At 70.8% G+C, this 26,331-nt stretch carries 28 protein-coding genes; 15 read left to right on the top strand and 13 right to left on the bottom strand.

Annotated features, from left to right (window positions below):
* Window positions 1–35 precede the first annotated feature (35 nt).
* Both OHQ87_RS20500 and OHQ87_RS20495 read left to right on the top strand, forming a co-directional pair.
* Complete coding sequence (locus OHQ87_RS20500; protein WP_328340178.1) at window positions 36–995, top strand: ATP-binding cassette domain-containing protein; 960 nt, start codon at window positions 36–38, stop codon at window positions 993–995.
* A gap of 17 nt (window positions 996–1,012) precedes the next feature.
* Window positions 1,013–1,768 (top strand): ABC transporter permease, encoded by a 756-nt coding sequence (locus OHQ87_RS20495; protein WP_328340176.1) that lies wholly within the window; start codon window positions 1,013–1,015, stop codon window positions 1,766–1,768.
* 145 nt (window positions 1,769–1,913) lie between these two features.
* Here the strand turns inward: OHQ87_RS20495 and OHQ87_RS20490 are convergent, their stop codons facing one another.
* The 5 genes from OHQ87_RS20490 to OHQ87_RS20470 form a co-directional block, all read right to left on the bottom strand.
* Entirely contained in the window at window positions 1,914–2,567 is a 654-nt protein-coding gene (locus OHQ87_RS20490; protein WP_328340174.1) for an O-methyltransferase, read from the bottom strand.
* A gap of 9 nt (window positions 2,568–2,576) precedes the next feature.
* Window positions 2,577–3,233: a Maf family protein gene (locus tag OHQ87_RS20485; RefSeq protein ID WP_328340172.1), complete on the bottom strand. Its 657-nt coding sequence runs from the start codon at window positions 3,231–3,233 to the stop codon at window positions 2,577–2,579.
* Between the two features lie 10 nt (window positions 3,234–3,243).
* Window positions 3,244–4,368, bottom strand: coding sequence for a S8 family serine peptidase (locus OHQ87_RS20480; protein WP_442930845.1), 1,125 nt, complete (start codon window positions 4,366–4,368; stop codon window positions 3,244–3,246).
* Between the two features lie 1,408 nt (window positions 4,369–5,776).
* Entirely contained in the window at window positions 5,777–6,244 is a 468-nt protein-coding gene (locus OHQ87_RS20475) for a hypothetical protein (protein ID WP_328340168.1), read from the bottom strand.
* A 106-nt stretch (window positions 6,245–6,350) separates the two neighbouring features.
* A complete protein-coding gene (locus tag OHQ87_RS20470) occupies window positions 6,351–6,563 on the bottom strand; it encodes an acyl-CoA carboxylase subunit epsilon (RefSeq protein WP_328340166.1) in 213 nt (70 codons plus the stop codon).
* A 91-nt stretch (window positions 6,564–6,654) separates the two neighbouring features.
* Between OHQ87_RS20470 and OHQ87_RS20465 the strand changes: the two genes are divergently transcribed.
* Together OHQ87_RS20465 and OHQ87_RS20460 are read left to right on the top strand one after the other, a co-directional pair.
* Window positions 6,655–8,829, top strand: a complete 2,175-nt coding sequence (locus OHQ87_RS20465) for a protein kinase domain-containing protein (protein ID WP_328340164.1) — start codon at window positions 6,655–6,657, stop codon at window positions 8,827–8,829.
* Between the two features lie 90 nt (window positions 8,830–8,919).
* Window positions 8,920–9,156, top strand: coding sequence for a hypothetical protein (locus OHQ87_RS20460; protein ID WP_328340162.1), 237 nt, complete (start codon window positions 8,920–8,922; stop codon window positions 9,154–9,156).
* Window positions 9,157–9,263: 107 nt separating this feature from the next.
* On the opposite strand, the gene OHQ87_RS20455 is transcribed toward OHQ87_RS20460, so the two are convergent.
* Entirely contained in the window at window positions 9,264–10,016 is a 753-nt protein-coding gene (locus OHQ87_RS20455) for a GH25 family lysozyme (RefSeq protein WP_328340161.1), read from the bottom strand.
* Between the two features lie 168 nt (window positions 10,017–10,184).
* Window positions 10,185–10,730 carry a Uma2 family endonuclease gene (locus OHQ87_RS20450; RefSeq protein WP_328340159.1) on the bottom strand — a complete coding sequence of 182 codons (546 nt, stop codon included), beginning with the start codon at window positions 10,728–10,730 and terminating at the stop codon, window positions 10,185–10,187.
* A 100-nt stretch (window positions 10,731–10,830) separates the two neighbouring features.
* Here OHQ87_RS20450 and OHQ87_RS20445 point away from each other — a divergent pair, with 100 nt between their 5' ends.
* The 4 genes from OHQ87_RS20445 to OHQ87_RS20430 all read left to right on the top strand — a co-directional run bounded on the left by OHQ87_RS20445 (window position 10,831) and on the right by OHQ87_RS20430 (window position 14,197).
* The gene (locus tag OHQ87_RS20445; RefSeq protein WP_328340156.1) at window positions 10,831–11,574 is read left to right on the top strand and encodes a M50 family metallopeptidase; all 744 of its coding nucleotides are present in this window, start codon (window positions 10,831–10,833) and stop codon (window positions 11,572–11,574) included.
* 147 nt (window positions 11,575–11,721) lie between these two features.
* Window positions 11,722–12,714 carry a ketopantoate reductase family protein gene (locus tag OHQ87_RS20440; protein WP_328340153.1) on the top strand — a complete coding sequence of 331 codons (993 nt, stop codon included), beginning with the start codon at window positions 11,722–11,724 and terminating at the stop codon, window positions 12,712–12,714.
* 71 nt (window positions 12,715–12,785) lie between these two features.
* Window positions 12,786–13,277, top strand: a complete 492-nt coding sequence (locus OHQ87_RS20435; protein ID WP_328340151.1) for a SigE family RNA polymerase sigma factor — start codon at window positions 12,786–12,788, stop codon at window positions 13,275–13,277.
* Window positions 13,277–14,197, top strand: a complete 921-nt coding sequence (locus tag OHQ87_RS20430) for a hypothetical protein (RefSeq protein WP_328340149.1) — start codon at window positions 13,277–13,279, stop codon at window positions 14,195–14,197. Before OHQ87_RS20435 ends, OHQ87_RS20430 begins: the two co-directional genes overlap by 1 nt.
* A 71-nt stretch (window positions 14,198–14,268) precedes the next feature.
* On the opposite strand, the gene OHQ87_RS20425 is transcribed toward OHQ87_RS20430, so the two are convergent.
* A complete protein-coding gene (locus OHQ87_RS20425) occupies window positions 14,269–15,849 on the bottom strand; it encodes an acyl-CoA carboxylase subunit beta (protein WP_328340148.1) in 1,581 nt (526 codons plus the stop codon).
* A gap of 110 nt (window positions 15,850–15,959) precedes the next feature.
* Between OHQ87_RS20425 and OHQ87_RS20420 the strand changes: the two genes are divergently transcribed.
* Window positions 15,960–16,835, top strand: coding sequence for a biotin--[acetyl-CoA-carboxylase] ligase (locus OHQ87_RS20420; RefSeq protein WP_328340147.1), 876 nt, complete (start codon window positions 15,960–15,962; stop codon window positions 16,833–16,835).
* A 144-nt stretch (window positions 16,836–16,979) separates the two neighbouring features.
* On the top strand, window positions 16,980–17,552 hold the full coding sequence (locus OHQ87_RS20415; RefSeq protein ID WP_328340146.1) for a PH domain-containing protein: 573 nt from the start codon (window positions 16,980–16,982) through the stop codon (window positions 17,550–17,552).
* A gap of 64 nt (window positions 17,553–17,616) precedes the next feature.
* On the opposite strand, the gene OHQ87_RS20410 is transcribed toward OHQ87_RS20415, so the two are convergent.
* Both OHQ87_RS20410 and OHQ87_RS20405 read right to left on the bottom strand, forming a co-directional pair.
* A complete protein-coding gene (locus OHQ87_RS20410; RefSeq protein WP_328340144.1) occupies window positions 17,617–18,414 on the bottom strand; it encodes a GtrA family protein in 798 nt (265 codons plus the stop codon).
* Window positions 18,415–18,476: 62 nt separating this feature from the next.
* Window positions 18,477–19,247, bottom strand: coding sequence for a GtrA family protein (locus OHQ87_RS20405; RefSeq protein ID WP_442930575.1), 771 nt, complete (start codon window positions 19,245–19,247; stop codon window positions 18,477–18,479).
* Window positions 19,248–19,386: 139 nt separating this feature from the next.
* Between OHQ87_RS20405 and OHQ87_RS20400 the strand changes: the two genes are divergently transcribed.
* The 3 genes from OHQ87_RS20400 to OHQ87_RS20390 all read left to right on the top strand — a co-directional run bounded on the left by OHQ87_RS20400 (window position 19,387) and on the right by OHQ87_RS20390 (window position 23,019).
* Window positions 19,387–21,231, top strand: a complete 1,845-nt coding sequence (locus OHQ87_RS20400; RefSeq protein ID WP_328340142.1) for a phosphoenolpyruvate carboxykinase (GTP) — start codon at window positions 19,387–19,389, stop codon at window positions 21,229–21,231.
* A 40-nt stretch (window positions 21,232–21,271) separates the two neighbouring features.
* Window positions 21,272–22,135, top strand: a complete 864-nt coding sequence (locus OHQ87_RS20395) for a hypothetical protein (protein ID WP_328340140.1) — start codon at window positions 21,272–21,274, stop codon at window positions 22,133–22,135.
* Window positions 22,136–22,248: 113 nt separating this feature from the next.
* Window positions 22,249–23,019, top strand: coding sequence for an isoprenyl transferase (locus OHQ87_RS20390; protein WP_328340138.1), 771 nt, complete (start codon window positions 22,249–22,251; stop codon window positions 23,017–23,019).
* Window positions 23,020–23,096: 77 nt separating this feature from the next.
* Here the strand turns inward: OHQ87_RS20390 and otsB are convergent, their stop codons facing one another.
* The 3 genes from otsB to OHQ87_RS20375 all read right to left on the bottom strand — a co-directional run bounded on the left by otsB (window position 23,097) and on the right by OHQ87_RS20375 (window position 24,967).
* A complete protein-coding gene (gene otsB / locus OHQ87_RS20385; protein ID WP_328340137.1) occupies window positions 23,097–23,921 on the bottom strand; it encodes a trehalose-phosphatase in 825 nt (274 codons plus the stop codon).
* An 89-nt stretch (window positions 23,922–24,010) separates the two neighbouring features.
* Complete coding sequence (locus OHQ87_RS20380) at window positions 24,011–24,364, bottom strand: hypothetical protein (RefSeq protein WP_328340136.1); 354 nt, start codon at window positions 24,362–24,364, stop codon at window positions 24,011–24,013.
* A gap of 162 nt (window positions 24,365–24,526) precedes the next feature.
* A complete protein-coding gene (locus OHQ87_RS20375; protein WP_328340134.1) occupies window positions 24,527–24,967 on the bottom strand; it encodes an XRE family transcriptional regulator in 441 nt (146 codons plus the stop codon).
* Between the two features lie 264 nt (window positions 24,968–25,231).
* On the opposite strand from OHQ87_RS20375, the gene OHQ87_RS20370 reads away from it, so the two are divergent.
* Window positions 25,232–25,576, top strand: a complete 345-nt coding sequence (locus OHQ87_RS20370; protein ID WP_328340132.1) for a hypothetical protein — start codon at window positions 25,232–25,234, stop codon at window positions 25,574–25,576.
* 31 nt (window positions 25,577–25,607) lie between these two features.
* On the top strand, window positions 25,608–26,021 hold the full coding sequence (locus OHQ87_RS20365) for a hypothetical protein (RefSeq protein ID WP_328340130.1): 414 nt from the start codon (window positions 25,608–25,610) through the stop codon (window positions 26,019–26,021).
* Window positions 26,022–26,331 lie beyond the last annotated feature (310 nt).

Genomic DNA, 26,331 nt, shown 5'->3' with positions numbered 1-26,331 from the left:
CCGGCACGACCCGGCCCGGACGACCAGGAGCAGAGATGATCGAGACCAGGGGGCTGCGGAAGTCGTTCCGCTCCCGGCAGGGTCGGGAGACGAAAACGGTCGACGCGGTACGGGGGGTGGACCTCCAGGTCCCGGCGGGGGAGATCTTCGGCTTCCTCGGCCCCAACGGCGCCGGCAAGACCACCACGCTGCGGATGCTCGCCACGTTGATCGAACCCGACGGCGGCGAGGCCGTCATCGCCGGTGCCGACCTGCGCAAGGACCCGGCCGAGGTGCGCCGCCGGATCGGCTACGTCGCCCAGGGCGGCAGCACCTGGGACGAGTGCACGGCCCGTGAGGAGCTCGTCCTGCACGCCCGGATGTACGGCATCGGCAAGGCCGACGCGCACCGCCGCGCCGTCCGCGCCCTGGAGGCCTTCCAGCTCACCGAGTACGCCGACCGCAAGTGCAAGACCTACTCGGGCGGCCAGCGACGGCGGGTGGAGATCGCCCTCGGCATCATCCACGAGCCGAAGATCGTCTTCCTGGACGAGCCGACCACCGGCCTCGACCCGCAGAGCCGCGCGCACATGTGGGACGAGATCCGCCGGCTGCGTACCGAGGGGATGACCGTCTTCATCACCACCCACTACCTCGACGAGGCCGACGCGCTCTGCGACCGGATCGCGATCATGGACCACGGCGAGGTGGTCGCCGAGGGCACCCCGGCCGCGCTGAAGCGGGAGATCTCCGGCGACGTGGTGCTCGTCGGCCTGGACGTGGCGAGCACCCCGCAGGCCGCCCAACTCCTCGACGGCGAGGAATACCTCAACAAGCTGGAGACCGTCGACGAGGGCGGGCTGCGCCTCTATGTCGACGAGGGCACCACCGCCATCCCGCAGATCCTGCGCCGGCTCGACCACGCCGGGCTGACCATGAGCTCGATCGAGCTGCACCGCCCCAGCCTCGACGACGTCTTCCTCACCAAGACCGGCCGCTCGCTGCGCGAGTCCTGAGACCCCGGAGACCACGCATGAAACTCGCCCGCGACACCTGGCTGATCTTCCAACGCCAACTCCAACTGCTGCTGCGCAACCCGGTCTGGGTCTTCGTCGGCGTCTTCCAGCCGGTGATGTACCTGCTGCTCTTCGCCCCGTTGCTCAAGCCGGCCCTGAACGCGCCCACCCAGGCCGCCGCCTACAAGATCTTCGTACCCGGTCTGCTGGTGCTGCTCGCCATCTTCGGCGGGCTGTTCCAGGGCTTCGGCCTGATCGCCGAGCTGCGCGCCGGGGTCATCGAGCGGTCCCGGGTCACCCCGATCAGCCGGCTCGCCCTGCTGCTCGGCCGCTCCCTGCGCGACGTCGTCTCGCTGCTCGTGCAGGCGGTGATCATCACCCTGCTGGCGCTCCTGTTCGACCTGCGCGTCTTCATCGGCGACCTGCTGCTGGCATACCTGCTGCTGGCGCTGATCGCGTTGATGACCTCGGCCGTCTCGTACGGCGTCGCGCTCAAGGTCAAGAGCGAGGACGCGCTCGCCCCGCTGATGAACACGTTGGCCCAGCCGGTGCTGCTGCTCTCCGGCATCCTGCTCCCGCTGACCTTCGCCCCGGGCTGGCTCCAGGGCGTCGCCGAGTGGAACCCGTTCTCCTGGGCGGTCGACGGCACCCGGGCGCTGTTCGCCGGCGACCTCGGCAACGACAAGGTGTGGCAGGGGCTGGCCATCATCGCGGTGCTCGCCGCCGCCGGAGTCTTCTGGGCGGCCCGGCAGTTCGCCCGCAGCGTCCGCTGACGAGAGCCCGGCTCACCCGATCTCGACCTGGCCCGTGCGCCCTTGACCGCCTCAATGTCGCCGATACAGCGGTGTCGACGTGCGCTCGACACCGCTGTATCGGCCCAGGGGAGTTGATCTCGGCAGGCGACCCCCGGCCGAGCGGTCAGTGCACCCGGGCGAGGGTGACACCGTCGGCGAGGGGGAGCATCACCGCGTCGACGCGGACGTCGGCCAGCACCTCGTCGTTGAAGGCGGCGATCGCCCGGTCGGCGGCGTCACGTGGGGCGAGCACCCGGCCGCCGCGCAGGGTGTTGTCGACTGCGATGACCGCGCCGGGCCGCATCCGGGGCACCAACTCCGCCCAGTACACCGGGTAGCCGGTCTTGTCGGCGTCGATGAAGGCGAAGTCCAGGTGCCGTTCGTACGGCAGCTCCCGCAGCCGCTCGGCAGCCGGGCCGATCCGCAACTCGACCCGGTCGGCCACCCCCGCGCGCTGCCAGTACGACCGGGCGATGCCGGTGTACTCCTCCGAGATGTCGAAGCAGGTCAACTTGCCGTCCTCGGGCAGCCCACGGGCGATCGCCAGGGAGGACAGCCCGGTGAACGTACCCACCTCGACGGCCTGCCGCACCCCCAGCAACCGGGTCAGGAAGGTGAGGAACGCCGCCTGCTCCGGTGCCACCTGCATCTCGGAGTGCTCCGGCAGCACCGCACGGGTCTCCGCCGCCAGGTCACGGATGATCTCGTCCGGCGGAGAACCGTGGGCGACGAGGTAGGCGTGTAGTTCCGGCGTCAGCGGCAACGACTTCGAGGTCATGACCGGACGTTAGCCCAGCGACTCGACCTCCTGGGCACCCGGCGCGACCTTCGTCCACAGGTCCGTGATGCTCAGCTCCAGATCGCGCAGCAGCCGGCGGAGCAGCGGCAACGACAACCCGACCACCGTCCCCGGGTCACCCTCGATCCCGTCGAGGAACGCCCCACCCAGCCCGTCGATGGTGAACGCCCCGGCCACCGCCAACGGCTCACCCGTGGCCACGTACGCCGCGATCTCCTCGTCGGTGACGTCGGCGAAGCGTACGACGGTCGAGGCCACCGCCTCCGCGCGGGACTCGTGCACCACGTCGACCAGGCAGTGCCCGGTGTGCAGCACCCCGCTGCGCCCGCGCATCCGACCCCACCGCCGGGTCGCGTCGGCCGCGTCCGTCGGCTTGCCCAGGATCTCACCGTCGAACGCGAGCACCGAGTCGCAACCCAGCACCAGCGTCCGCTCGTCCGGCGTGGGGCGCAGCCGGTCGGACACGGCCTGCGCCTTCATACGGGCCAGTTCCAGGCAGAGATCCTCGGCCCGGTCCGCGATCACCTGGGACTCGTCCACCCCGCTCACCAGGACGTCAGGTTCGATCCCGGCGGCCTGGAGCAACTTGCGGCGGGCGGGACTCTGCGAGGCGAGCACGAGGCGGAGCGGTAGGGAGTTCGACACGGGGCCGACGCTACCGGCTGATCCGCGGGGGCGGGTCGTCGGCACGTCGACGTCGACGCCACACCAGGAATCCGCACCCGGCGGCCACGATCACCCCCAGCGTGGCCCACCCTCGTACGGTGGCACCGCTGTCGCTTTTCCCGCCGGCCGGCTGCGCGGCTGCGCTCGTCGCCCCGGTGTTCGGCGCGGTGGCCGTGGCGCTTTCGAAGCCGAGGGGTGGAACGTCGGCGGTGAGGGCGGCCACCAGATCGATGACGCCGTAGCCGTATTCGTCGTCCCGACCGGGCGGGCCCTTGTCGACGGCGGTGGCCGTGAGTCGGTGTACGACCTCTGAAGCGGGGAGGTAGGGGTACTTCGACCGGACCAAGGCCGCCGCACCAGCCACAATCGCAGTGGCGTCAGACGTACCGGTGCCCTTGCGGTACTTACCGTTGATGCTGGTGCTGTAGATGTCAACCGCAGGCGCGACAACATCAACCTCCGGCCCACTCACAGAAATAGGCGCGTGTTGACCATGTTGGTTAGTCCCGCCGACCGCTATGACGCCTGGATATGCGGCTGGGTAACCAACGCTTCGTCGACTCGGTAGATTGCCTGCTCCCGCCACAACGACGATGTTCGCTTCAATTGCACCTCTGACCGCTTTTTGTAATTGAATATCTGGATCGCCCGCCATTGAAATACTGATTACGCTTACCTTGTGCGAGACGGCATAGTCGATGCCGGCGGCTAAATCGTCGCTAGCGCCTTGTTCATTAGTTCGCTTTATGCGAACGGGTAAAATCTTGGATTTTGGAGCTATTCCTAAAGCGCCCGATTTCAGCCGACCGTGCGCGGCAATTAAGCCCGCCATCCCAGTGCCATGACTATCCTGATCTTGCAGGCCATCGCTTTCCCCTCTGGTTGTCAGATCGATCCCTGCGAGAAGATTTCTCTGCAGGTCTGGATGTCTGGCGGCACCCGTATCGGGTATTGCTATTATGGTGCCTGCGCCCTGGCTAATTCGGTGCGCATCGTCGACCTTAAGATATCGAAGATGCCACTGATCCTCTCGAATTTTCTTGGTGCCGCTCTCCATTTGGGCTGCTGCGTCGGAGGGTGCAACCCAGAGGGTCGCTGAGGATAGAAGAAGAATATTAATCGCTATGTAGGCGGCTTTTTCTATCAACGATCAAGTCCGATGGCTGGTCCAGGGTTGATGGGACCCTGCTCGTCGGGAGGGCGAACTACCGGAGGTCCGCCTTCATTGATCTGCCAGGGCTGATCTGGATCCCAGCGGCGTGAGTCCTCTTCGCGTGAGCCACCGCGGTCGGATCGGCCAAGTGATCCGCGCTGAGGGCTGGTACCGTTGCTTGTTGGAGGGATGACAGGGATGCCACCGCCTGACTGATTGATTCGCCCACCACCAGGCCGTGAACCCGCTGCGCCGGTCGGTGTCGTTCCTGCCCCGCCGCCGCCAATTACTCCTCCGATCGGATTGACTCGGCGTGCTGGAGCGGTGCCGCTTGGTTGACCGAATCCAACCCCTGGTGCGCCTCCAATTAATCCCCCCGGTGGCATAGGGCGAGGAGAAACGGAAGGTGAGGAGCCATGAACGCCGCCGAAGCCTGTACGAGAGGGGGGGATCAATGGGCCCCGAATGGGTCCCGGTGGACCATCTCTGCCCGTTGTTTTGGCTATGGGCGGGAGGGGGGAGCCAGTGGCCTTGTTTCCATGAGTGCCCTGCGGCGGCGAGCTGGAGGATCCCTGTGTGGCGGGATGTGAAGCAATTCCGGCGCTGGCGCTGCCGAGAATTGGGCCCGAATTGGAGGCCGCATGCTTCTGTGGCATTCCAAGTTGATCGTTTACCCCCGGTCGAGCTGCGGCGGTTGTTGCTGGCGTGACTGGGACTGGCAAGATTGGAGGAATAGTAGGCGCTGCGAAGGACGGCGAATATATGTCTGGATTATTTTGATCTATGCCTGGGGTTGGCCTTGGCTTTGGCGGGGGTTTTTGGAGCATTACTTGGGCTTGTTGGAGTTCTCCGCTGAGCCCGAACATGATCCCGCGCGCCTGCACATTCAACTTCTCCAGGTCCGCGTCGGTCACCGGCGGGTCGACCACCCGGCTGCCCGCTGCCGCCTTGGGGTCGGCGAGCGTCGCCTCGTACCCTCGCTTCCGGCCGAGCTTCGTGGCGTAGTCGTCGCGCAGCCGCTTGATCTCCGGTCTGGCGCTGTCGATGGCGCGGGCGGCGGCGGCGAGGGCGTCGTGGTTGGCGGCGGCTGTGTCGTGGGTGTGTTGCACCTTGCTGATCAGCTCGTCCAGCTCGCCGAGGTACGTCCGGGCGGCGGCATTGGTCGCGGGCGGCCACGCCTCGGCTAGGCCACTGCGGTACTGCCGTAGTCGCCGCAGGTGGGCCTGGGCGAGGTCGCAGACCTTGCGCCACCCGGTGACGTGCTTCCAGTGCCCCTGGGTCTCCTGGTCCTGGAGGCAGGCCCACATGCTGAGCACGTCCATCAGTTGCCAGTCGGTGAGGCCGGACGTGCGGCCGCTGCCCCGTTCGATCACGGCAGCACCACCGGACCCGGATTCTCTGGGCTGTTGGGCTCGGGCGCCGTCCACGAGGAACGGCCGGCGAGGGTGGACGGGGTGGCGTACGCGCCGTGCAACGCGCGTTCGACGTCGGTCACCCGGGCCTTGGCGAAGGCGTCGGCGCCCTGGTAGTCGGTGGCGATCCGGTTGGCGGCGGCGGCCAGCCGCCCGGTGGCCCCGGCCAGGCCGTGCACCAGGTCGGAGGTAGCCTGCTGGGTCTCCCAGTGCGCCTGGAGGAAGTGCACCAGCTCGATGAACGCGTCGCACGGGTTGGGCACGGCGGCGGTCATGTCGTCGGCGATGTAGCGCAGGTGCGGGGTGTAGTTCCGTTCGACCTCGGTCTGGAGTTGGTCGGCGAACTCCCGCATCTGTCGGATGTCGGCCTCGATGCCGCCGTAGTCACCCAGCCAGGAAGCTGGACGGCCCTCCTCAGGAATCACTGGTCCTCCCGACTGTCACGACACCGTTTCCCAGAGTGAGATTAGTGGGTGCGCGGCGATCCCGGCAGCCCCGACCGGCAGCCCCGACGTCCGGCAGAGCAGGCCGTCAGCGGGGCAGGCCGGAGGCGCGCCAGGCACCGCGACCGGTCACCGGGGCGACGCCGACCGGACGGGCGCTGCAGGCCCACTCGGACCTCGTCACCGGCCCGGGTGTGCCGGCGGGCCGGGAACGGAGCGCGATCGCGCCCACCAGTGCGGCAAGTTCCTCGACGGTCGGGATCCCCCGGACGATCCGGAACAGCGGCTCTTCGGCAGACATGACGCCAGGGTACGCGTCGACAAGTTGACCCACGTCGCACAGTGGCGTGCCGGCGGTGTGCGCGTCGGCGGGGCCGGGTACCGTCTCACCGATGTCTGATGTGCCTTCCCAACTCGTCGCTGACCGGTACCGGCTGCTCTCGCCGCTCGGTCAGGGTGGCATGGGCCGGGTCTGGAAGGCGCGCGACGAGGTCCTGCACCGGGACGTCGCCATCAAGGAACTCGTCCCGCCGCCCAGTCTGACCGACGACGAGCGCCGCGAGATGCGCGAGCGGTCGCTGCGTGAGGCGCGGGCCATCGCCCGGCTCAACCACGTCAACGTGGTCCGCATCTTCGACGTGCTGCGCACCGACGGCGACCCGTGGATCGTCATGGAGTACGTCGCGTCGAAGTCGTTGCAGGACACCCTCGCCGAGGACGGGCCGGTGCCGCCGGCCCGCGCGGTGGAGATCGGCCTGGGCGTGCTGGGCGCGCTGAAGTCCGCCCACAAGGCGGGTGTGATGCACCGGGACGTCAAGCCGGGCAACGTGCTGCTCGGCACCGACGGGCGGGTGGTGCTGACCGATTTCGGACTGGCCACCATCCCCGGCGACCCGAACGTCACCCGGACGGGCATGGTGCTCGGTTCGCCCGCGTACATCGCGCCGGAGCGGGCCCGGGACGGCACCGCCGGTCCGGAGGCGGACCTCTGGTCGCTGGGGGCGACGCTCTACGCCGCGGTGGAGGGCAAGTCGCCGTACGCCCGGCCGTCGGCGATCGGCACGCTGGCCGCGCTGGCCACCGAACCGCTGCCGCCGGCCAGGAACGCCGGCCCGCTGAAGCCGGTGCTGACCGGCCTGCTCCGCAAGGACCCGGCCGAGCGGATCACCGCCGAGGTCGCGGAGCGCATGCTGCGTCGGGCCGCTGGCAAGCGCGCCAGGGGCATCTCACTGCTCGACGGGGTACGCCGACCCGGGCCTAACGGTCCGCGGGAGCCACGCGCACCGGTGGTGCCGGCACCCCGCCCGGCGGGTGGGACCCCGCCGTACCGGGCCGCTGCGGCGGGCACCGCCGCCGCAGCCGGCACCGCCGCCGCGAACGCCACATCAGACGGTGCTGCCGCCAAGGCCACGTCCGGCAGCAGCGCCGCGAAGGCCGCGACCGACAGTGGCGCGGCGGCGTCCCAGGCGGCGGAGGAGACCACCGTCACCGGGTCGCCGGTTGCCGGGTCGACGGCCAGTGGGGACGCCACCGCGAAGGTGCCGGCGGGTGTGGACGCCGGACCCACCACGAAGGTCACCCCGCCGGCCGATGCCGATGCCGCACCTGCCAGCACGGTGGACCCGCCGGCCGACGCGCCCACCAGCGTCGTACCGTCGACTGCTGCCGACACCGGGCCGACCAGCAAGGTCGCCGCGCCGGCCGACGCCGGTGCCGGGCCGACCAGCAAGGTTGTCGGGCCGACCAGCAAGGTCACCCCGGCGGCCGGTGCCGGCCGGGTCGACCCACCCCCGCCGGGCAACCCCACCGCCGTGCTGGACGTGCCGGTCAGTCCGCCCGCCGGCCCCGCCGGCCGGGCGTCCGTCCCGGTGTACGACGGGACGCCACCGGACCACAAGCGGCGCAACCTGCTGATCGGTGCGCTGGTGGCGGTGCTGCTGGTGGGGCTGGCGCTCGTCGTCCCGCTGCTGACCCGCTCCGACGACCCGGGGGACGGCACCCCGCAGGCCGACCCGACAAGTGCCGCGACCTCCTCCGCCGCCCCGACGTCGGCTCCGGCGGCCCCGCCACCGACAAGCGCCGCGCCCAGCCCGACCCCGTCGGCCACCCCCTCCGCCGATCCGAACGCGCTGCCGGAGGGCTGGGAGATGTACAAGGGGCCGACGTTCAGCGTGCCGGTGCCGAAGGGCTGGCGACGCAGCGTCCGCTCCGACTCGGTGGTCATCACCGAGCCGGGCGGGGTGCGGGAGCTGTTCATCCAGTGGACGTCCAGCCCGCTCAAGGACGCGGTCGCCGACTGGAAGAGCAAGGAATCGGCCCGGAAGAACTACGTCAAGAACTACCAGTACATCGACATCAAGGCGTGCGGCGGCTATCGCACCTGCGCCGACTGGGACTGGTACGAGACCCGGGACAACACCCGGCTCCGGGTGCGCAACAGGGGTTTCGTCACCGCCACGAACCGGGGTTACGGGATGCGCTGGGAGGTGGCGGAGAAGGACTGGAACGCCAACCTCGACAACTTCGCCCTGATCACCAGCCGGTTCGTGCCGGACCGGAAGAACTGATCCGGGGATTCCCGTCCGGGGTGAAATCGTTTCGAATGACCTTGCGTCGTTCGGGGTACCTGTCCTGGGACGACGGAAGGAGGTACCGAGATGAGTTACCGACGCAGGGACGCCCGGCCCCGACTGGCACTGTGGATGCTCGTCGCCCTCGGCGATGTCGTCCTGTTGCTGCTGAACGCCGGGGTGACCCCGTTGACCGCGCTGGTCTCGCTGGTCGTCGTGACGGTCGCCGCCGCCGGTGTCGCCGCCTGGCGGCTGAGCCGGCGGGCCGCGCTGACCGGTACGGACGCCGTGAGCGTGCCGTTGACCACCCGCAGGAGCGCCTGAGTCGGCAGACCGACACGTCGGCACCACCACGACGGCGGCAGCCGGACCAGTCATCGACCGTACGGTGATGACCGATCCCGCTGCCGCCGACCGGTGTGCCGCGTCGATCAGGTGTTGTTCGCCAGCGCGACCAGCCGGGAGCGGTCACCGTTCCAGTAGTTGCGGTCGACGTTCCCGCTGATCCCGGAGACGCTGCCGGTGCTGGTGTACTGCCAGAAGCTCCAGACCGGGGCACCGGCGGGCAGGGTGCCCGCCGAACTCGCCCAACGGGCCAGCCAGAGCGGGTGGTTGGCCCACGGGCCGGTCCAGCTGCCGGTGCACTGGTTCCACCAGCTGGTGGTGGTGTAGATGACCGCGTACCGGCCGGTGCGGGAGCGGTAGGTGTTGAGGAAGTCCTGGATCCAGTTGCGCATCCCGGTGGTGGACAGCCCGTAGCAGGTGCCGCCGCTGTACGGGTTGGCCTCGATGTCCAGTGCGGCCGGCAGGGTACGGCTGTCCGCCGACCAGGCCCCGCCGTTGCTGACCAGGTAGCCGGCCTGGGTGGCGCCTGAGGAGACGTTCGGCCGGGCGAAGTGGTACGCCCCGCGGATCACCCCGGCGTTGTAGGCATTGACGTAGTTGGCGTTGAAGTTCGGATCCTTGTAGGTCGTACCCTCGGTGGCCTTGATGAAGGCGAACTCGATGCCGGCGTTGCGGACGCTGGTCCAGTTGATGGTGCCCTGGTAGCGGGAGACGTCGACGCCGGCGGTGGTGGCGGCGGCCGCGGGCGCGGCCGTGGCGACGAGGGCCGCGGCCGCGGTGGCGGCGACGGTGAGACCGGCGGCGAACAGCCGGCGCAACGAGAATCTGGTACGGGTCATGGATTCCTCCAGGGACGCCAATCGATTGACGCCAATCCTTGGAGATTCCTGCCCTTGATCGCAAGAGGGCTTAAGGAAACTTTCATCGACAAGGGTCGAATGCGACGCGGGTGATCCGAACCGGTCAGGGCAGGCCAGAGGCGGTGTCAGCCGGTGGGCCGGGTCGGATCAGCGCAGCGCGGCCGGGTCGAGCTGCCAGCGGAACGGCTCGGTGAGGCTCAGCGTCTCACCGGCCTTCGCCACCTGGTCCTCCATGTAGTGCGTGCCGTCGAGCCGGTGCAGCCGCAGCGAGTACGCGTCACCGTCCTGCTCGACCAGCAGGTACCACGGGATGCGGGCGATCGCGTAGAGCTGCATCTTGACCAGGCGGTCGGCGGCGGCGTTGCCCGGCGAGACGATCTCGCAGACCAGAGCGACCTCGCCGGCCTCGACCACCGTGCCCTCGTCGTCGGTGTCGGCGACCACCACGTCGGGAATCACGATCCGGTCCACCCCCAGCCGGAGGTTCACCGCCTCGAACACCAGCAGTCGACCCGCTGCGGCCTCGACGCTGTTGGCCAGCAGGCGAGACACCCGCTGGTGCCGCTTGCTCGGGGCAGGGCTCACGATCAGGCTCCCGTCGAGCAGTTCGATCCGGTGGGGGGTGTCGCCCATGGCGAGGTAGTCGGCCTCGGTCCAGAGGCCGACGTGGTGTTCCAGGGGAGCCGCGCTCACTGGCCCTCACCTCCCGCTCCGCTCGCCGTCCGGTCAGTCTCACACGATACGAGGCGACGACCGGCGAGCGACGCGATCCGGCCGGGTAGGCTCCCCGGCCATGGTGTCGATCGACGGGCTGGGCGACCTCTGGGACCGGCTGTTCAGCGCCCAACCCGACCCGCCGCCCCTGCTGGTGCTGCTCACCGCGCTGGCCGCGCTGGTGGTCGTCGCCGTCCGGTCGTCCTGGCGGATCGCCCGCAACGCGGTGACCATCGCGCACGAGGGCGGCCATGCCCTGGCGGCGCTGCTCACCGGGCGGCGGCTGCACGGCATCCGGCTGCACTCGGACACCTCCGGGCTCACCCTCAGCGCCGGCCGCCCCACCGGCCCCGGCATGATCCTCACCCTGCTCGCCGGGTACGTCGCGCCGTCGCTGGTCGGGCTCGGCGGCGCCTGGCTGCTCGGCGGTAACCGGATCACCCTGCTGCTCTGGGTCGCGGTGGCCCTGCTGCTGGCCATGCTGCTGCTGGTCCGCAACGTCTTCGGGGTGCTCTCCCTGCTGGTCACCGGCGGTGTGGTGCTCGTCGTCTCCTGGTACGCCACCCCGCAGGTGCAGGCCGTGTTCGCCTGGACGTCGGTCTGGTTCCTGCTGTTCGGCGGGGTCCGGCCGGTCTTCGAGTTGCAACGACTGCGCAGCCGGGGCCGGATGCCCGAATCCGACGCCGACCAGTTGGCCCGGCTGACGCCCTTCCCGGCATTGCTCTGGGTGGTCGTCTTCGGGCTGGTCAACCTGCTGGCCCTCGCCGTCGGCGCGGTGCTGCTGGCCGGCCCCCTGCTCACCGAGGCCGGCATCCCGCTCTGAAGCCGCCCGCCCGGGCCACTCCACGGCGACCGCACCACCAGCGGCATCCCGCGCCGGGCCGCCGGCAGCACCGGCGGACGGACCGGCACCGGCGGACGGACCGGCACCGGATCGCCGACCTCGCCGAGTAGGGGCAGAATCGGTGGGATGCGATACGTGATCATCGGGGCGGGCGCGGTCGGCGGCACCATCGGCGTACTGCTGGGGGAGGCCGGGCGCGACGTGACGCTGGTGGCGCGCGGGGCGCACCTGGACGCGATCCGGCGGCAGGGCCTCACCCTGCGGACCCCGGACCGGGCGGTGACCTGGCGGGGGCCGGCCGCCGACGGGCCGGGGCCGGAGCCGCTGCCGGCCGACACCGTCCTGGTGCTGACCGTCAAGTCGCAGCACACCTGGGCCGCCCTGGACGCCTGGGCGGACGCCCCGGTCACCGGTGGCGGTACGGCAGGGCAGCGGCTGCCGCTGTTCACCGCGCAGAACGGGGTGGCGAACGAGCCGACCGCGCTGCGTCTGTTCGCCGACGTCCACCCGGTCTGCGTCTGGTTGCCGGCCACCCATCTCGATCCGGGTGTGGTGATCGCCAGCGGTCACCCGTACCCGGGGGTGTTGCACCTGGGCCGCTACCCGGCGGGGGCCGACAAGGTCGACGCGGCGGTGTCGGCGGACCTGACCGCGGCCGGCTTCGTCGCCCCGGTCCGGGACGACGTGATGCGCTGGAAGTACGGCAAGCTGCTGAACAACCTCGGCAACGGGGTGCAGGCCCTGTTCGGGGCGGACTACCCCCGCTGGCTGGTCGACCGGGTCCGGGCCGAGGGCGCGACAGTGCTCGCCGCGGCGGGCATCGCGCACCCCTGCGACGACGAGGAGCGGGCCGAGCGGGACGGTCGGGTCGGCACCCGGCCGGTCGACGGTCAGCCGCGCAGCGGCAGCTCGACCTGGCAGAGCCTGACCCGGGCGGCCGGCTCCACCGAGGCCGACCACCTCAACGGGGAGATCGTGCAGCTAGGCCGGCGTCTCGGGGTGCCCACGCCGGCCAACGCCGCAGTGCAGGTCGCGGTGCGGCGGCTGGCCCGGGACCGGCTTCCCGCCGGCACGTTCCCGCTGGCCGAGCTGACCGGCGTGGTCGAGGGACCAGATTGACCGGCTGAACACGCAACCCACCGGGGCGCGGCGTGCGTGTCACAGGCGACCGCCACGGGGGAGGTACCAGGGTGCCGGACGTCGACGGGTTCGACGAGTTCTATCGGGGCAGCCGGCAACGGCTGCTCGCCTTCGTCTGCGCGCTCACCGGCAACCTGGCCGAGGCGCAGGACGCCGTGCAGGAGGCGTACATCCGGGCCTGGCAGCGCTGGACGACGGTGAGCGGTTACGACGACCCGGAGGCCTGGGTACGGGTGGTCGCCTCCCGGATCGCGGTCAGCCGCTGGCGCAGCCTGCGCAGTCGGGCCCGCGCCTACCTGCGGCACGGGGCGACCGAGAGCGTGCCCGGCCCCGGCACCGAGACGCTCGAGGTGGTCACCGCCCTGCGTCAACTGCCCGAGGAGCAGCGCACCGCGCTCGCCCTCTACTACCTGGTCGGCATGCCCGTCGCCGAGGTGGCCCGGGAGACCGCAGCCCCGGTGGGCACGGTGAAGGCGCGGCTCTCCCGGGGGCGCGCTGCGCTCGCCGGACTGCTCGCCGTCTCTGACCTGGAGGAGGTCTGATGGGTGAGGATCTGTACTTCGTCGAGCGGCTGCACCGGGATCTCCGCGAGGTCGGCTGGCCCGAGCCGGCGGAGATCCGCGCCCGCGCCCGCCGCCGCAGCCGTCGTACGGCGACGCTGTCGGCGGTGACGGTGCTCGTCGTACTCGCCGGCTCCGCCGGGGCGGTGCGGGAGCGGGCCACCGTGCCGTCGTCGACGCCGGCCGCCCCGGTCGCGGCCTCGGCACCGGTCGCCGGAGCCCCGGCCCCGTCCCGGGTGGAGATCCCCCTCGACGCGCTGCTCACCCCCGCCGAACTGCCCACGAAGACCGGGGTACGGCTCGGCGAGACCGGGCTGGGCGAGACCGTCCGGGTCGACCCGCTGCTCGAATCGTGCGGGCGGGAACGCGAGGTCGCCGCCCAACTGCCGGTGTCGCGTGCCTCCCGCTCGCAGACCCTGCTCCGGCCGTCGTACCGGGCCGACGCCTCGGCCGGGCCGGTGCTGACCCAGGACGTCTACCGGATCGAGCTGACCCGGGGCCGGTGGCTCTTCGGCGAGATCGACCGGCTGCTCAACGCGTGTCCGGACTGGACTCTTACCGCGTCCACCCTGACGACCGGCCGGCAGCCGGTCCGCACGGAGCAGGAGCACCGGTGGGAGCCGTCGGTGCGGGACTTCGCCGGTGACCAGTCGGTGCTGCTGCGGCACGTGGCGCTGCAACCCCGGACGCAGACCGACGGGGAGCCGGTCGGCGGGCCCCCCACCGTCGAGACCACCCTGGTGGTCCGGGTCGGTGACCTGGTCACCGTGGTCGTGCCCGCCCCGGACACGGTCGCCGACCGGGTCGACGGCACCGGACCCGGGATAAACTACGCCGACCTGATCGACCTGGGTGAGGTGGCCGCGAGACGGCTCTGCCCGGCCGCCGACCCGCCCTGCTGACCGGCCCGCGTGGCCCCCCGCTCTGCTGACCTGTCCGCGCCGGGCGGGCCGCCGGCGGCCGGGGCGGCCGGCTAAAGCGGGATGTTGCCGTGCTTCTTCGGCGGCAGGGTCTCCCGCTTGGTCCGCAGCATCCGCAGCGCCCGGACGATCTGGGTACGGGTCTCGTGCGGCGGGATCACCGCGTCGACGTATCCACGCTCGGCGGCGATGTACGGGTTGGCCAGGGTGTCCTCGTACTCGGCGATCCGTTGGGCGCGGACGGCGGCCGGATCCTCGGCGGCGGCCAGCTCCTGCCGGTAGAGGATGTTCACCGCGCCCTGCGCCCCCATCACCGCGATCTGCGCCGTCGGCCAGGCGAAGTTCAGGTCGGCACCGAGGTGCTTGGAACCCATCACGTCGTACGCCCCGCCGTACGCCTTGCGAGTGATCACGGTGACCTTCGGCACGGTGGCCTCGGCGTACGCGTAGATGAGCTTCGCGCCCCGACGGATGATGCCGTCCCACTCCTGGCCGGTGCCGGGCAGGAAACCGGGGACGTCCACGAAGGTCAGCACCGGGATGTTGAACGCGTCGCAGGTGCGCACGAACCGGGCCGCCTTCTCCGAGGCGGCGATGTCCAGGGTGCCGGCGAAGTGCATCGGCTGGTTGGCGACCACCCCCACCGGGCGACCCTCGACCCGGCCGTAGCCGACCAGCATGTTCTGCGCGTAGAGCGGCTGGACCTCCAGGAACTCCCCGTCGTCGAGGACGTGCGCGACGACCCGGTGCATGTCGTACGGCTGGTTGGCCGAGTCGGGGACCAGCGTGTCCAACTCCCGGTCGGCGTCGGTGACGTCGAGGTCGGCCGGGGTGTCGAAGACGACGGGCTCGTCGAGGTTGTTCGACGGCAGGTAGGACAGCAGCGCCTTGACGTAGTCGACCGCGTCGTCCTCGTCGGCGGCCAGGTAGTGGGCGTTGCCGCTGCGGGTGTTGTGGGTGCGGGCGCCGCCCAGCTCCTCCATCGCCACGTCCTCACCGGTGACGGTCCTGATGACGTCCGGGCCGGTGATGAACATGTGCGAGGTCCGGTCGACCATCACGGTGAAGTCGGTGACCGCCGGGGAGTAGACCGCCCCACCCGCGCACGGGCCCATGATCAGGGAGATCTGCGGGATGACCCCGCTGGCCCGGACGTTTCGGAAGAAGATCTCGCCGTAGAGGCCGAGCGAGGCGACGCCCTCCTGGATGCGGGCGCCACCGGAGTCGTTGATCCCGACCACCGGGCAGCCGATCTTCATGGCCAGGTCCATCACCTTGACGATCTTCTCGCCGAAGACCTCGCCGAGGGAGCCACCGAAGACCGTGAAGTCCTGCGCGAAGACGCAGACCTGCCGGCCGTCGACGGTGCCGTAACCGGTGACCACCCCGTCGCCGTACGGGCGGGTGCGGTCCAGCCCGAAGTTGGCGGACCGGTGCCGGGCGAACTCGTCCAGCTCGACGAAGGAGCCCTCGTCGAGCAGCAGCCCGATCCGCTCCCGGGCGGTCTTCTTGCCCCGCGCGTGCTGCTTCTCCACCCCGCGCGCCCCCGCGTGCACCGCCTCGTCGACCCGGCGCTCCAGGTCCGCCAGCTTGCCCGCGGTGCTGTGGATGTTGGTCCCGGTCTCGGTAGTCACCCTGGGAATATAACGATGGTTCAGGCCCGCGCCGCTGTGCAGTACGCCTCAGCGACCTCCGCCGCAGGCTGGCGGGGCGGCGGGGTCGGCCCGGCCCGTAGGCTGGCGGGATGCCGGGCTCGCCGTACACCGATCTGGACCGACCGCCGTTGTCGGCGGCACGGCTGTCCCGGGCGTTGACCGCGCCGCTGGGGCCCTGGCGGCGGTTGGACCTGCGGGCCGAGACCGGCTCGACCAACGCCGACGCGGCCGACGCCGCGCGGGCCGGCGAGCCGGAGGGTCTGGTCGTGGTCGCCGAGCGGCAGACCGCCGGCCGGGGCCGGCGCGGTCGGGCCTGGCAGTCGCCGCCCCGGGCGGGCCTCGCGACCAGCGTGCTGCTCCGGCCCGGCGAGGCCGTCACCGAGCGCGACTGGCCACCGGCCCCCCCGACCGGGTACGGCTGGCTGCCCCTGCTCGCCGGTGTCGCGCTGGTCGAGGCGGTCTCCCTGCTGGCCGAGCTGGACGCCGGCCTGAAGTGGCCCAACGACCTGCTGATCGGCGACGCCAAGTGCGCCGGCATCCTGGCCGAGGCGGTGCCGGCGGCCGGCGGAGCGGAGCCGCCCGCGATCGTGCTCGGTGTCGGGCTGAACGTGACGCTGCGCGCCGACGAGCTGCCGGAGAACCCGACCGGCGTGCCGGCCACCTCGCTGCAACTCGCCGGTGCCACCGCGACCGATCGTGATCCTCTGCTGCGGGCCCTGCTGCGCGCCCTCGCCGACTGGTACGACAGGTGGCGGGTCGCCGGCGGTGACGCCGACGCGTGCGGCCTGCGCGAGGCGTACCTGGCCTCCTGCGCCACGGTGGGCCGGCAGGTACGGGTGCTGCTGCCCGACGGATCCGCGCTGACCGGGCTCGCCACCGGCGTGGACGCCGACGGGCACCTGCTTGTCGACACCGCAGCCGGCCAGCGCCGGTTGGCCGCCGGGGACGTGCTGCACCTGCGGTGACCGGGGCCGCCTCCGGTCGGGTCGGCGGCCGGGCCGCCTCCGGTCGGTTCGTGCGGGGGGTGCACGGCGGGCCGACCGTCGGATCCGACGGGTCGTGTCGACCGGTTACGGTCAGCGCGTCCGGTTGTCGGCTAGGAGGTTCCCGTGGCGTTCCCCGAAGATGTGCTCACCGAGGACGAGCACGTCGTCCTGCACCTGCACCCGCACTGGAAGGCGCTGCTGCGGCCCATCCTGGTGCTGGTCGTCGGCGTCGCGGCGGTGGTGGCGGGCTGGCTCCTGCTGCCCGACGGTGACGGTGGCACGATCGCGCTCTACGTCGTCGCCGGGTTGTTCCTGATCGCGGCGCTCTGGCTGGGTCTGTGGCCGTTCCTGGTCTGGCGCACCACCCACTACCTGTTCACCAACGAGCGGGTGCTGCTCCAGGAGGGCGTCTTCTCCCGGCACCGGCGGGACCTGCCGCTGGCCCGGATCAACGACCACTCGATGAGCCAGCGCTTCGTCGAGCGGCTGCTCGGCTGCGGCACCCTGACCATCGAGTCGGCCGGGGAACGCGGCCAGTCGGTGCTCGTCGACGTGCCCCGGGTCGACCGGGTCCAGACCACCCTCTACGAGCTGGTGGAGGCGCAGCACGACAAGCACACGCTTGGCGACGGCGAGATGCGCGAGATCCTGGCCGACATGCGCGACGGCAAGCCGCTGCGCGACACCACCGGCTGACACTCTTCGGGCCTGCGCGCCGGCCCCGGGGGGTTCCCCCGGGGCCGTGGTCGATCGGGTTCGGTCAGGAGCGCGGCGCGCGGTTGGTGCCGACGCGCAGTTCGGTGGCCAGCTCCGCGTTCAGGTCGCCGCCGCCGGCCGCCCGGCCGAGACCGGCGCTTCCGCCCTGGGCCTGCTTGAACACCGGCTCGGTGGTCGGACCCGGTGGGAACACCGGCTCGGTGGCCGGGGCGGGCCTGGGCGTCGGTTCGGTGGCCGGAGCGGGCCTGGGCGTCGGTTCGGTGGCCGGGGCGGGCCGCTGGTCCGGCTGGTCCTGGGCCTCCTCCAGTTCGCTTACCGACTCGGCCAGCTCGGCGACCGGGTCCATTTCGGCCATGGTGTCCCACTCGTCCCGCTTGATGGAGTGCCAGGTCTCCTCGGCGTGCTGGGCGACCGGCTGGAAGACGAAGGTCCGGTAGGACCAGAAGCGGAACAGGGTGGCGAGCAGCACACCGCCTGTCTTCGCCACGTTGAGCGCGAGCAGGCTGTTGAACCCCAGGCCGTACTTGGCCGCCGCGAGGACCCCCAGCTCGATGATCAGGCCGGCACCGTTGAACAGGAAAAAGAGGGCGTATTCCCGCCGGAGTGCCGATTTGGGTCGATCCCGGTACGTCCAGTGACGATTCATCAGATATGACGTGATGGTCGCCACGATGGTGGCGATGACCGTCGCCTTCAGTTGACCGTCGACGAAAACCGTGAGTGCGAGGGCATTGAACACCGCGTAATTGATGACGGTGTTGACGCCCCCGACGATGCCGAATTTGAGCGCCTCGCGGATGAACTTCTGCCAGCGCTCGGGCAGCAGACGGACAAGACGCATGCGCAACACCTTAGGGCAGTGGACGATGCCGGATTCTCCGGCTGGACGGGGTGGGCGGCCGGTCACGCCCCGGACGACGACGGGTCGCTGGTCGCCTCCGGAACCGGGGGAGTTCCCGCTTCCACGAAGACGAACCGTCGGTACGACCAGAACCGGAACAGCGTGCCGAGCGCGGTGCCCACCACGTAGCTGGCGATGTTGTCGGCCAACGGGGTGCGGAAGACACCGGGCCAGATGCTGCCCAACCCGTAGCGGCTGCCCGCCAGGCAGGCCACCGCGATCCCCAGGCCGACCGCGTTGAAGAAGAAGAAGAGCGCGTACTCACGGGCCGGGTTGGAGCGGACCCGGTGCCGCCAGGTCCAGAACCGGTTGCCGACGAAGGCCACGGTCGCCGCGATCACCGTGGAGACGACCCTGGCGGTCACCGGCTCGAAGCCCCGGCCAAGCGTCAGGTAGTTGAACAGCGTGAAGTCGACCAGGAAGGCCACCCCGCCGACCGTGGCGAACTTGCTCAACTCACGGATGAGATGACCGAACCGGTCGAGCAACGAACGGACCAGACCCGGGCGGGTCTGCGGGGTGCCCGGTTGGTCCCCGGTCATCGTCGCGGCCACCCCGCGAGCGTACCGGTTCCCGGCTGTCCGGACGGGGCACCACCGGCGACCTGTCGCCGCGCCGCGGACCGGTCCGCCCGACCGCCCGGTTCCGCCGTTTCCCGTCGGCCGTTCCCGCAGTCGCCGACAGTTCGTCGAAGGATCTGCGTGAAAGTGCGCGTGAAAGCGGGTATCAGCTCGTGTTACCGCAGCCGGGCCGCACCTTGTGCAGTTGTTCACAACCAGTCCCACTGACGCGCAGGTCCGCCCGGTTTACGCTGAGGCCAATCCCAGGTTTCCACGAAGGCGACGCGGCCCGCGTCCGCCGAGACTCGTGCATCCCATAAATCGGTCAGCGTCGACCACAAGGAGATGAGTCATGGTTGCTCCGGCTACTGTGCGGGGGATCGATCAGGCCCCCACGACCCACCCCAAGCTGCTCGCCTGGGTCCGGCAGATCGCGGAACTGACCACGCCGGACCGGGTTGTCTGGGTGGACGGGTCCGACGAGGAGTGGCGGCGTCTCACCGACGAACTCGTCGACAACGGCACCCTGGTCCGGCTGAACCCGGAGAAGAAGCCGAACTCGTTCTACTCCCGCACCGACCCCACGGACGTCGCCCGGGTCGAGGAGCGCACGTTCATCTGTTCGGTGGACGAGGCGGACGCCGGCCCCACCAACAACTGGATGGCGCCGGCCGAGATGAAGCGGACGATGACCGACCTCTACCGGGGCGCGATGCGCGGCCGGACGATGTACGTCATCCCCTTCTGCATGGGGCCGGTCGAGGCCGAGAACCCGATGTTCGGCGTCGAGATCACCGACAGCCCGTACGTGGTCGCCTCGATGCGGATCATGACCCGGATGGGCGCCAGCGTGCTCGACGCGATGGGTGACGACGCCGACTTCGTGCACGCGCTGCACTCCATCGGCGCCCCGCTCGCCCCCGGCCAGTCCGACGTGGCCTGGCCGTGCAACGAGACGAAGTACATCTCGCACTTCCCGGAGACCCGGGAGATCTGGTCCTACGGCTCCGGTTACGGCGGCAACTCGCTGCTCGGCAAGAAGTGCTACTCGCTGCGGATCGCCAGCGTGATGGGGCGGGACGAGGGTTGGCTCGCCGAGCACATGCTGATCCTGAAGATCACCTCGCCGCAGGGGAAGGTCTACCACGTGGCGGGCGCGTTCCCCTCCGCCTGCGGCAAGACCAACCTGGCCATGCTGGAGCCGACCATCCCCGGCTGGAAGGTCGAGACCATCGGCGACGACATCGCCTGGATGCGGTTCGGCTCCGACGGCCGCCTCTACGCGGTCAACCCGGAGTACGGCCTGTTCGGGGTCGCCCCGGGCACCGACTGGAAGACCAACGCCAACGCGATGCGGACGCTGGACCGGGGCAACTCGATCTTCACCAACGTCGCCCTCACCGACGACGGGGACATCTGGTGGGAGGGGATGGGGGAGCCGCCGGCCCACCTGGTCGACTGGAAGGGCAACGACTGGACGCCTCAGAGCGAGCAGCTCTCCTCCCACGCGAACAGCCGGTTCTGCACCCCGATCACCCAGTGCCCGATCCTGTCCGACGAGTACTTCGACCCCAACGGGGTGCCGATCGACGCGATCCTGTTCGGCGGTCGTCGCCGGGACACCATCCCGCTGGTCACCGAGGCCCGGGACTGGGTGCACGGGGTGTACCTGGGGGCGACGCTCTCCTCGGAGACCACCGCCGCCGCGTCCGGCGCGGTAGGTGTGGTGCGGCGCGACCCGATGGCCATGCTGCCGTTCATCGGCTACCACGCCGGTGACTACTTCAACCACTGGATCGAGATGGGCAAGGGCGTCGACGGGGACGCCGCCAAGCTGCCCCGGATCTACTACGTGAACTGGTTCCGCAAGGATGCCGAGGGCAACTTCCTCTGGCCGGGCTTCGGCGAGAACTCACGGGTGCTCAAGTGGGTCGTCGAGCGGATCGAGGGCACCGCCGACGCGGTGGAGACCCCGGTCGGCATGGTCCCGACCGCCGACGCGCTGGACGTCGAGGGACTGGACATGACCCCGGAGGACGTCCGGATCGCGCTGAAGGTCGACCCGGAGGAGTGGCGCGACGAGCTGCCGTTGGTCACCGAGTGGTTCGAGAAGTTCGGTGACAAGCTCCCCGCCGTCCTCTGGTCGGAGCTGGACGCGCTGCGGGCCCGGCTCGACGCGGAACAGCCGCAGAAGTAACAGGTGTGCCGGTGACCCGTGCCGGGCAACACCGGAAGTCATGAGGACGGCCGCCGTGACCACCCCGCAGGTCCGGCGGCCGTCCGCCGTCCGGGCGCTGACCACCCTGCTCGCGTCGACCGCCGCCGCCACCGTCGTGGTCGAGCTGCTCAACTGGTGGTACGCCCCGGAGCAGGAGTTCGGCCTGGCGGTACGCACCGGCTGGGCGATGCTGCGCTCGCTGGGTTTCCTGGTGTTGATCGGGCACGTGAACCGGGGGCGGGCCGGGGCGAAGCCGTTCGGGCTGATCCTCGCCGTGACCACCGTCTTCGCGGTCGGCCGGTTGGTGGTGCCCCGGCAGGGCGTCCCACCGCTGCCCGGCCTGCTCGGTTTCGCCGTCCTCACCGCGCTCTGCGTCGCCGTGGTCGTGCTGCTCTACCGCTCGGACGCGGTCGCCGGGCACCTGGTACGGCACCGCAAGGGTCTGGTGGTCGAGGGCGGGACGATCACCTGGCGGGAGGTCGCCCCGAAACGCCCCCAGGTCACCGGCTGGCTGCTCACCAGCCGGGTGGCCGCCTTCACGTACAGCCCGTTGACGCTGGTGCCCGCCCTGGTGGCCGGCGGCGCGGTGCTGGACGGCCGACTCGCCGCCGTACCTGTGGTGCTGCTCTGGTTCGGTGCCGGCATCGTGGTCAGCTACCTGGTGCTGTTCTGCACGGCGTTCCTGATGCGTGGCCGACCGTGGGCCCGCCGCCTGCTGGTGGCGATCACCCTGGGCGTCCTCGCGGTCAACCTTCCCCTCTGCTGGTGGCTGCTGGGCCTGGACGGCCTGATCCGCGACGGCGCCCCCCTCCTGGCAGCCGCCTCCCTGACCCTCTACGCCCTCCACCGAGCCACCCGCACCGGAGAGGACGGACCCCGGTGATCAAGAGGTTTCGGTCATCGGACGGCCGGTGGATGACGTATTTCTCTTGATCACGGTGCAGGTGCGGCGTCCGAGGCACTGAGGGTGGGGGTGGGTCGCTAGGCTCAAGGGTGATGACTCTGCGGAAACTTCTCTACTCCGTCTACGAGCGCCGGTTGACGGCCAGGCTCGCGGGTCGACCGGTGCCCCGGCACGTCGGCGTGATGTGCGACGGCAATCGCCGGTGGGCACGGGAGATGGGCTTCGTCGACCCGAACGACGGGCACCGGATGGGCGCCGAGCGGATCAAGGAGTTGCTGCGCTGGTGCGACACGGCCGGCGTCGGCCACGTCACGCTCTGGCTGCTCTCCACCGACAACCTGTCCCGGCCGGCGGAGGAGCTGGATCCGCTGCTCCAGATCATCGAGGACCTGACCACCGAGCTGGCCGAGCAGGGCAACCCCTGGCGGCTGCGGATGGTCGGCGCGCTCGATGTGCTGCCGACGCAGCACGCCCAGGCGCTCAAGGCCGCCGAGGAACGCACCCGGGAACGCACCGGCGGCGCGCAGGTCAACATCGCCGTCGGGTACGGCGGACGGCGCGAGATCGCCGACGCGGTCCGGTCACTGCTGGTGGAGCACGCCGCCAAGGGCGGGACCATCGAGGAGCTGGCCGAGTCGCTGGACGTCGACCACATCTCCGAGCACCTCTACACCCGGGGCCTGCCCGATCCGGATCTGATCATCCGGACCAGCGGCGAGCAGCGGCTGTCGGGCTTCATGCTCTGGCAGTCGGCGCACTCGGAGTTCTACTTCTGCGAACTCAACTGGCCCGACTTCCGCCGGGTCGACTTCCTGCGCGCCCTGCGCTCCTACGGCACCCGCCAACGCCGCTACGGCACCTGACCACAGCTCCGCCGGTCAGACGCGGCCTCCGCCGGTCAGACGGGGCCAGGTGGGGTCGCGGCCAGGTGGGGTCGCGTTCAGGTGAGGTGGCGCAGGGCGTGGGTCAGGAAGTCACCAAGCGCGGCGGGTGAGTCGATGGTGAGGTCGGCGGCCTCGGCGACCTCATGACCGGTCTCCGGGTTGGCCACCGCCACGCAGACGCCGAGGAACCTCGGGTCGGCGGCGGACCTGGCGCGCAGCGCCGCGAACGCCTTGATGTCGGAGACGTCGTCGCCGAAGTACCAGGCGCCGCCGGCGTCCCGGACCACCTCGCCGATGACCAGCCCCTTGTCCCGGTCGACGGGGGGTTTGAGCTCCAGCACCATCCGGCCGGCCTGCACCCTGAGCCCGAGCCGCTCGGCCTGCGCCCGCCCCCACTGTTCGACCGCCGGGCCGAGCTGCTGCGCGGTACGCCAGTGCAGTGCCACGCTCAGCCGCTTGAACTCCACGAGCGCCCCGGCGGGCAGCTCGGCGCGGGCCAGGTCGGCGAGTTCGGCCATGGTGGGCACCCAGGGCAGCGCGGCGGGTTCGGTGACGGTCTCGCCGCCGGAGTGGCTGTGCTCCAGGCCGTAGAGGCCGTAGAGGTCGATTCCGGTGAGGCCGCCGAGGTGGTCACGGAGGAAGTCGACGGGTCGGGCGGAGACGATCGCCACCCGCTGCACCACCGGGGCGAGGGCTTCCAGCGCGGCGAGCACCTTCGGTGCAGGGCGTACCGCGGTGGGATCGTCGTCGACCGGCGCGAGGGTGCCGTCGAAGTCGAAGAAGAGGACGGTGTCGGCGGCCCGCTCGGCGGTGGTACGCCAGGCGTGCTCAGCATCCAGCGGGGTCTGCGGCTGCTGGTTACCCAGATTCAACGGCGGCACGGGCGACAGCGTACCCCGGGGTTGGTGGCTGATTCGTGGCTTCGGAATGGCTTCTTGACACCGTCGGGATACGCCGTCGGTGAATGTCCTCACCGCTCGGCGGCACCCCGTCCGCGCCGTCCCAACGGCACCACGGTGGCCTGCCGACCCTGGTTGAGCAGGTAACCCTCGACGAAGCCGGTGTTCCGGTCGCCGGTGCGGTGCTCGATCTCGTTGAGCCGCGCCACCAGGAACTCGGTGAGTGCGCTGACCCGGTCGTCGAGCCGGGCGTGCAGTTCGGCGACCACGGCCAGGACGACGGCGGTGCCGGCGGTGGTGAGAGCGAAGAGGTTGACGACCAGGGGAATCTGTTCGCCTGCCCCCACGGCGGCCATCAGGTTCGCGGTCACGCAGGCGGTCAGGGACACTGCCGCGACCAGGACCGCCCCCCATTTCAGGGTCATGGACAGACCCCTCCTTCTGTCCCGCAGGGCTGAGTTCGGCCTTGCCCGTCCCCCCGCCGACGACGAGCCCAAGCAGTACGAATACGGACGCTAGCGTGCCCGTTGCGGCCCCGGGAGGGAAACGATCAGGTCTACTCAGGCGTTCTTTCGCTATCTGAGGAACTACCCGGCCTGCTCGCCGCCATTTCGGACATCCACCGGGAGAGTGGGGCGGTATGCGAGGTAACGGATGGTTTCCCGGATGTGGAACTTCTCCGCGTCCGACACCGCCGGATCGACCAGCCGGCGCAGCAGTGCCTCCACGTCCGGGTCCATCGGGGGAGTGTTGGCGGTGCCCCGGGGGGCGGCGGCCCGGTCCCAGCCGAGAGCGGCGAAGGCTGCGGCGGGGTTCAGGCCCAGTCCCTCGCAGAAGGCCACCACCCGTTCCGCCTCCGGGTCGCTGGCCCAGTCGCCGCGAACCCACCGGTTGATCGTCTGTCGGGAGACACCGGTGCGGCGGGAGACCTCGGTGCCGGTCCAGGCCCGCATCGCCCGGGCGTCGTCGAGTGCCCGGCGAATGAAGGTGGCGAATGCGATCTTCCGGGCGGGGGCGGTCTCGGTCACCCCGTGACGGTACGACCGGAGCGCCCGTCCGGCCTGTCCGGGGCGGATCTTTGTCACGCATATGAGACGCCCTCATGGCGCGGTCTGCCGGTCGTCGGCGGCCCGCGCATAGGTCATTACCTGGGCATAATAGCCGTATCTCAGGTCGGGGGAAACCGGACGAAAAGCTGATACTGTCACGCTCATGGGACAATCTACGGTGTGTCTCGTGCTTGAGACGATCTTTGCGCGTATGCGTAACGCCCCCGGTACGAGGGGTGTGCGGTGACCGAACTCGCGACCCGGTCCCAGGCCTTCGGCCTGATCGCGGAGGGGGTCGCCGCGGGACTGAGCGCACCCTGGCGGCTCTACCTCGCCCGGGGCTGCCGCTACCTGTCACTGAGCGTCGGCGACCGGGACGAGTGGGACGCCTGGCGGGCCCACCTCGGTTGCCCGGAGATGAGCGTCCGGGTCTACGACGCGGGTGGCGAGATCCGCCGTTCCTCGATGGCCGAGGTGGTGCTGGACGGCTGCCGGATCAGCGTCGAGCTGGTCGAGGAGGTCAGCACCGAGGACCTGGAACGGTTGCTGGTCGTCGATCCGAGCCCGGTCGAGCCGGAGGACAGGTGACCCGGCCGACGCGGCCCGCCGGAGCCGCCCGATGAGCCCCTTCCTCGCGTTGTTCCTCGTGCTCGTCCTGGGCGCCACCAGCTATGCGGCCGGTCGCCTGCACGGTCAGCTCAGCTACCGGATCGGGTACCGCTTCGGCTACCGGCAGGGCTACTTCGACGGGGACCGCGGCGCCTGGAACCGGCGTCGACGTGAGGCCCAGGCGGTGCTCGCCTCGGCCCTGGCCGCCCCGGCGGTGCCGCCCCCCGCCGCGCTTCCCCCGGCCGTACCGCACCCGACCTCAGGGCTGCCCGCCCCGGCGGTCCGCCAGGGCACCACGTACACCGGCTCCTCGTTCGCCGCTGCGCCGGGCCCGGTCGCGGCTCCGCAGCGCCCGGTGGTGGCCCCACCGGGCCCGGTCACCGGTCGGCATCCGACCGGCACCCTGGTCCGCCGGCCGGGCTGAACCGCAGGAGCCGGCACGCGTCGGTACGACGTCCGCGGCGGACGGGTACCGACGCAGACCGCGTCGGAGACGGTGACGCGGTCCCACCGGCCGGGATGCGCGCAGGGGGCCGCATCCCGGCCGGTCCGCCGTCGGTGACCACCCGGCCGGGGAGATCCTGGTCCGCCCTCTAGCCGCGGCGGCCCGGCGCCGCTAGCGTCTAGGCATGACCCGGGGTTCTCCCGGGTCAGCCGGCCAGCCCGGATCTGCGACCTCGCGCACGGGGTTCCGCATCCGACCCCGTGTCCCCGGGCACCGGAGGAGGCGGAAC

Source organism: Micromonospora sp. NBC_00421 (assembly GCF_036017915.1).
Classification (GTDB): domain Bacteria; phylum Actinomycetota; class Actinomycetes; order Mycobacteriales; family Micromonosporaceae; genus Micromonospora.
This window is presented reverse-complemented; position numbering and strand designations above follow the sequence as displayed.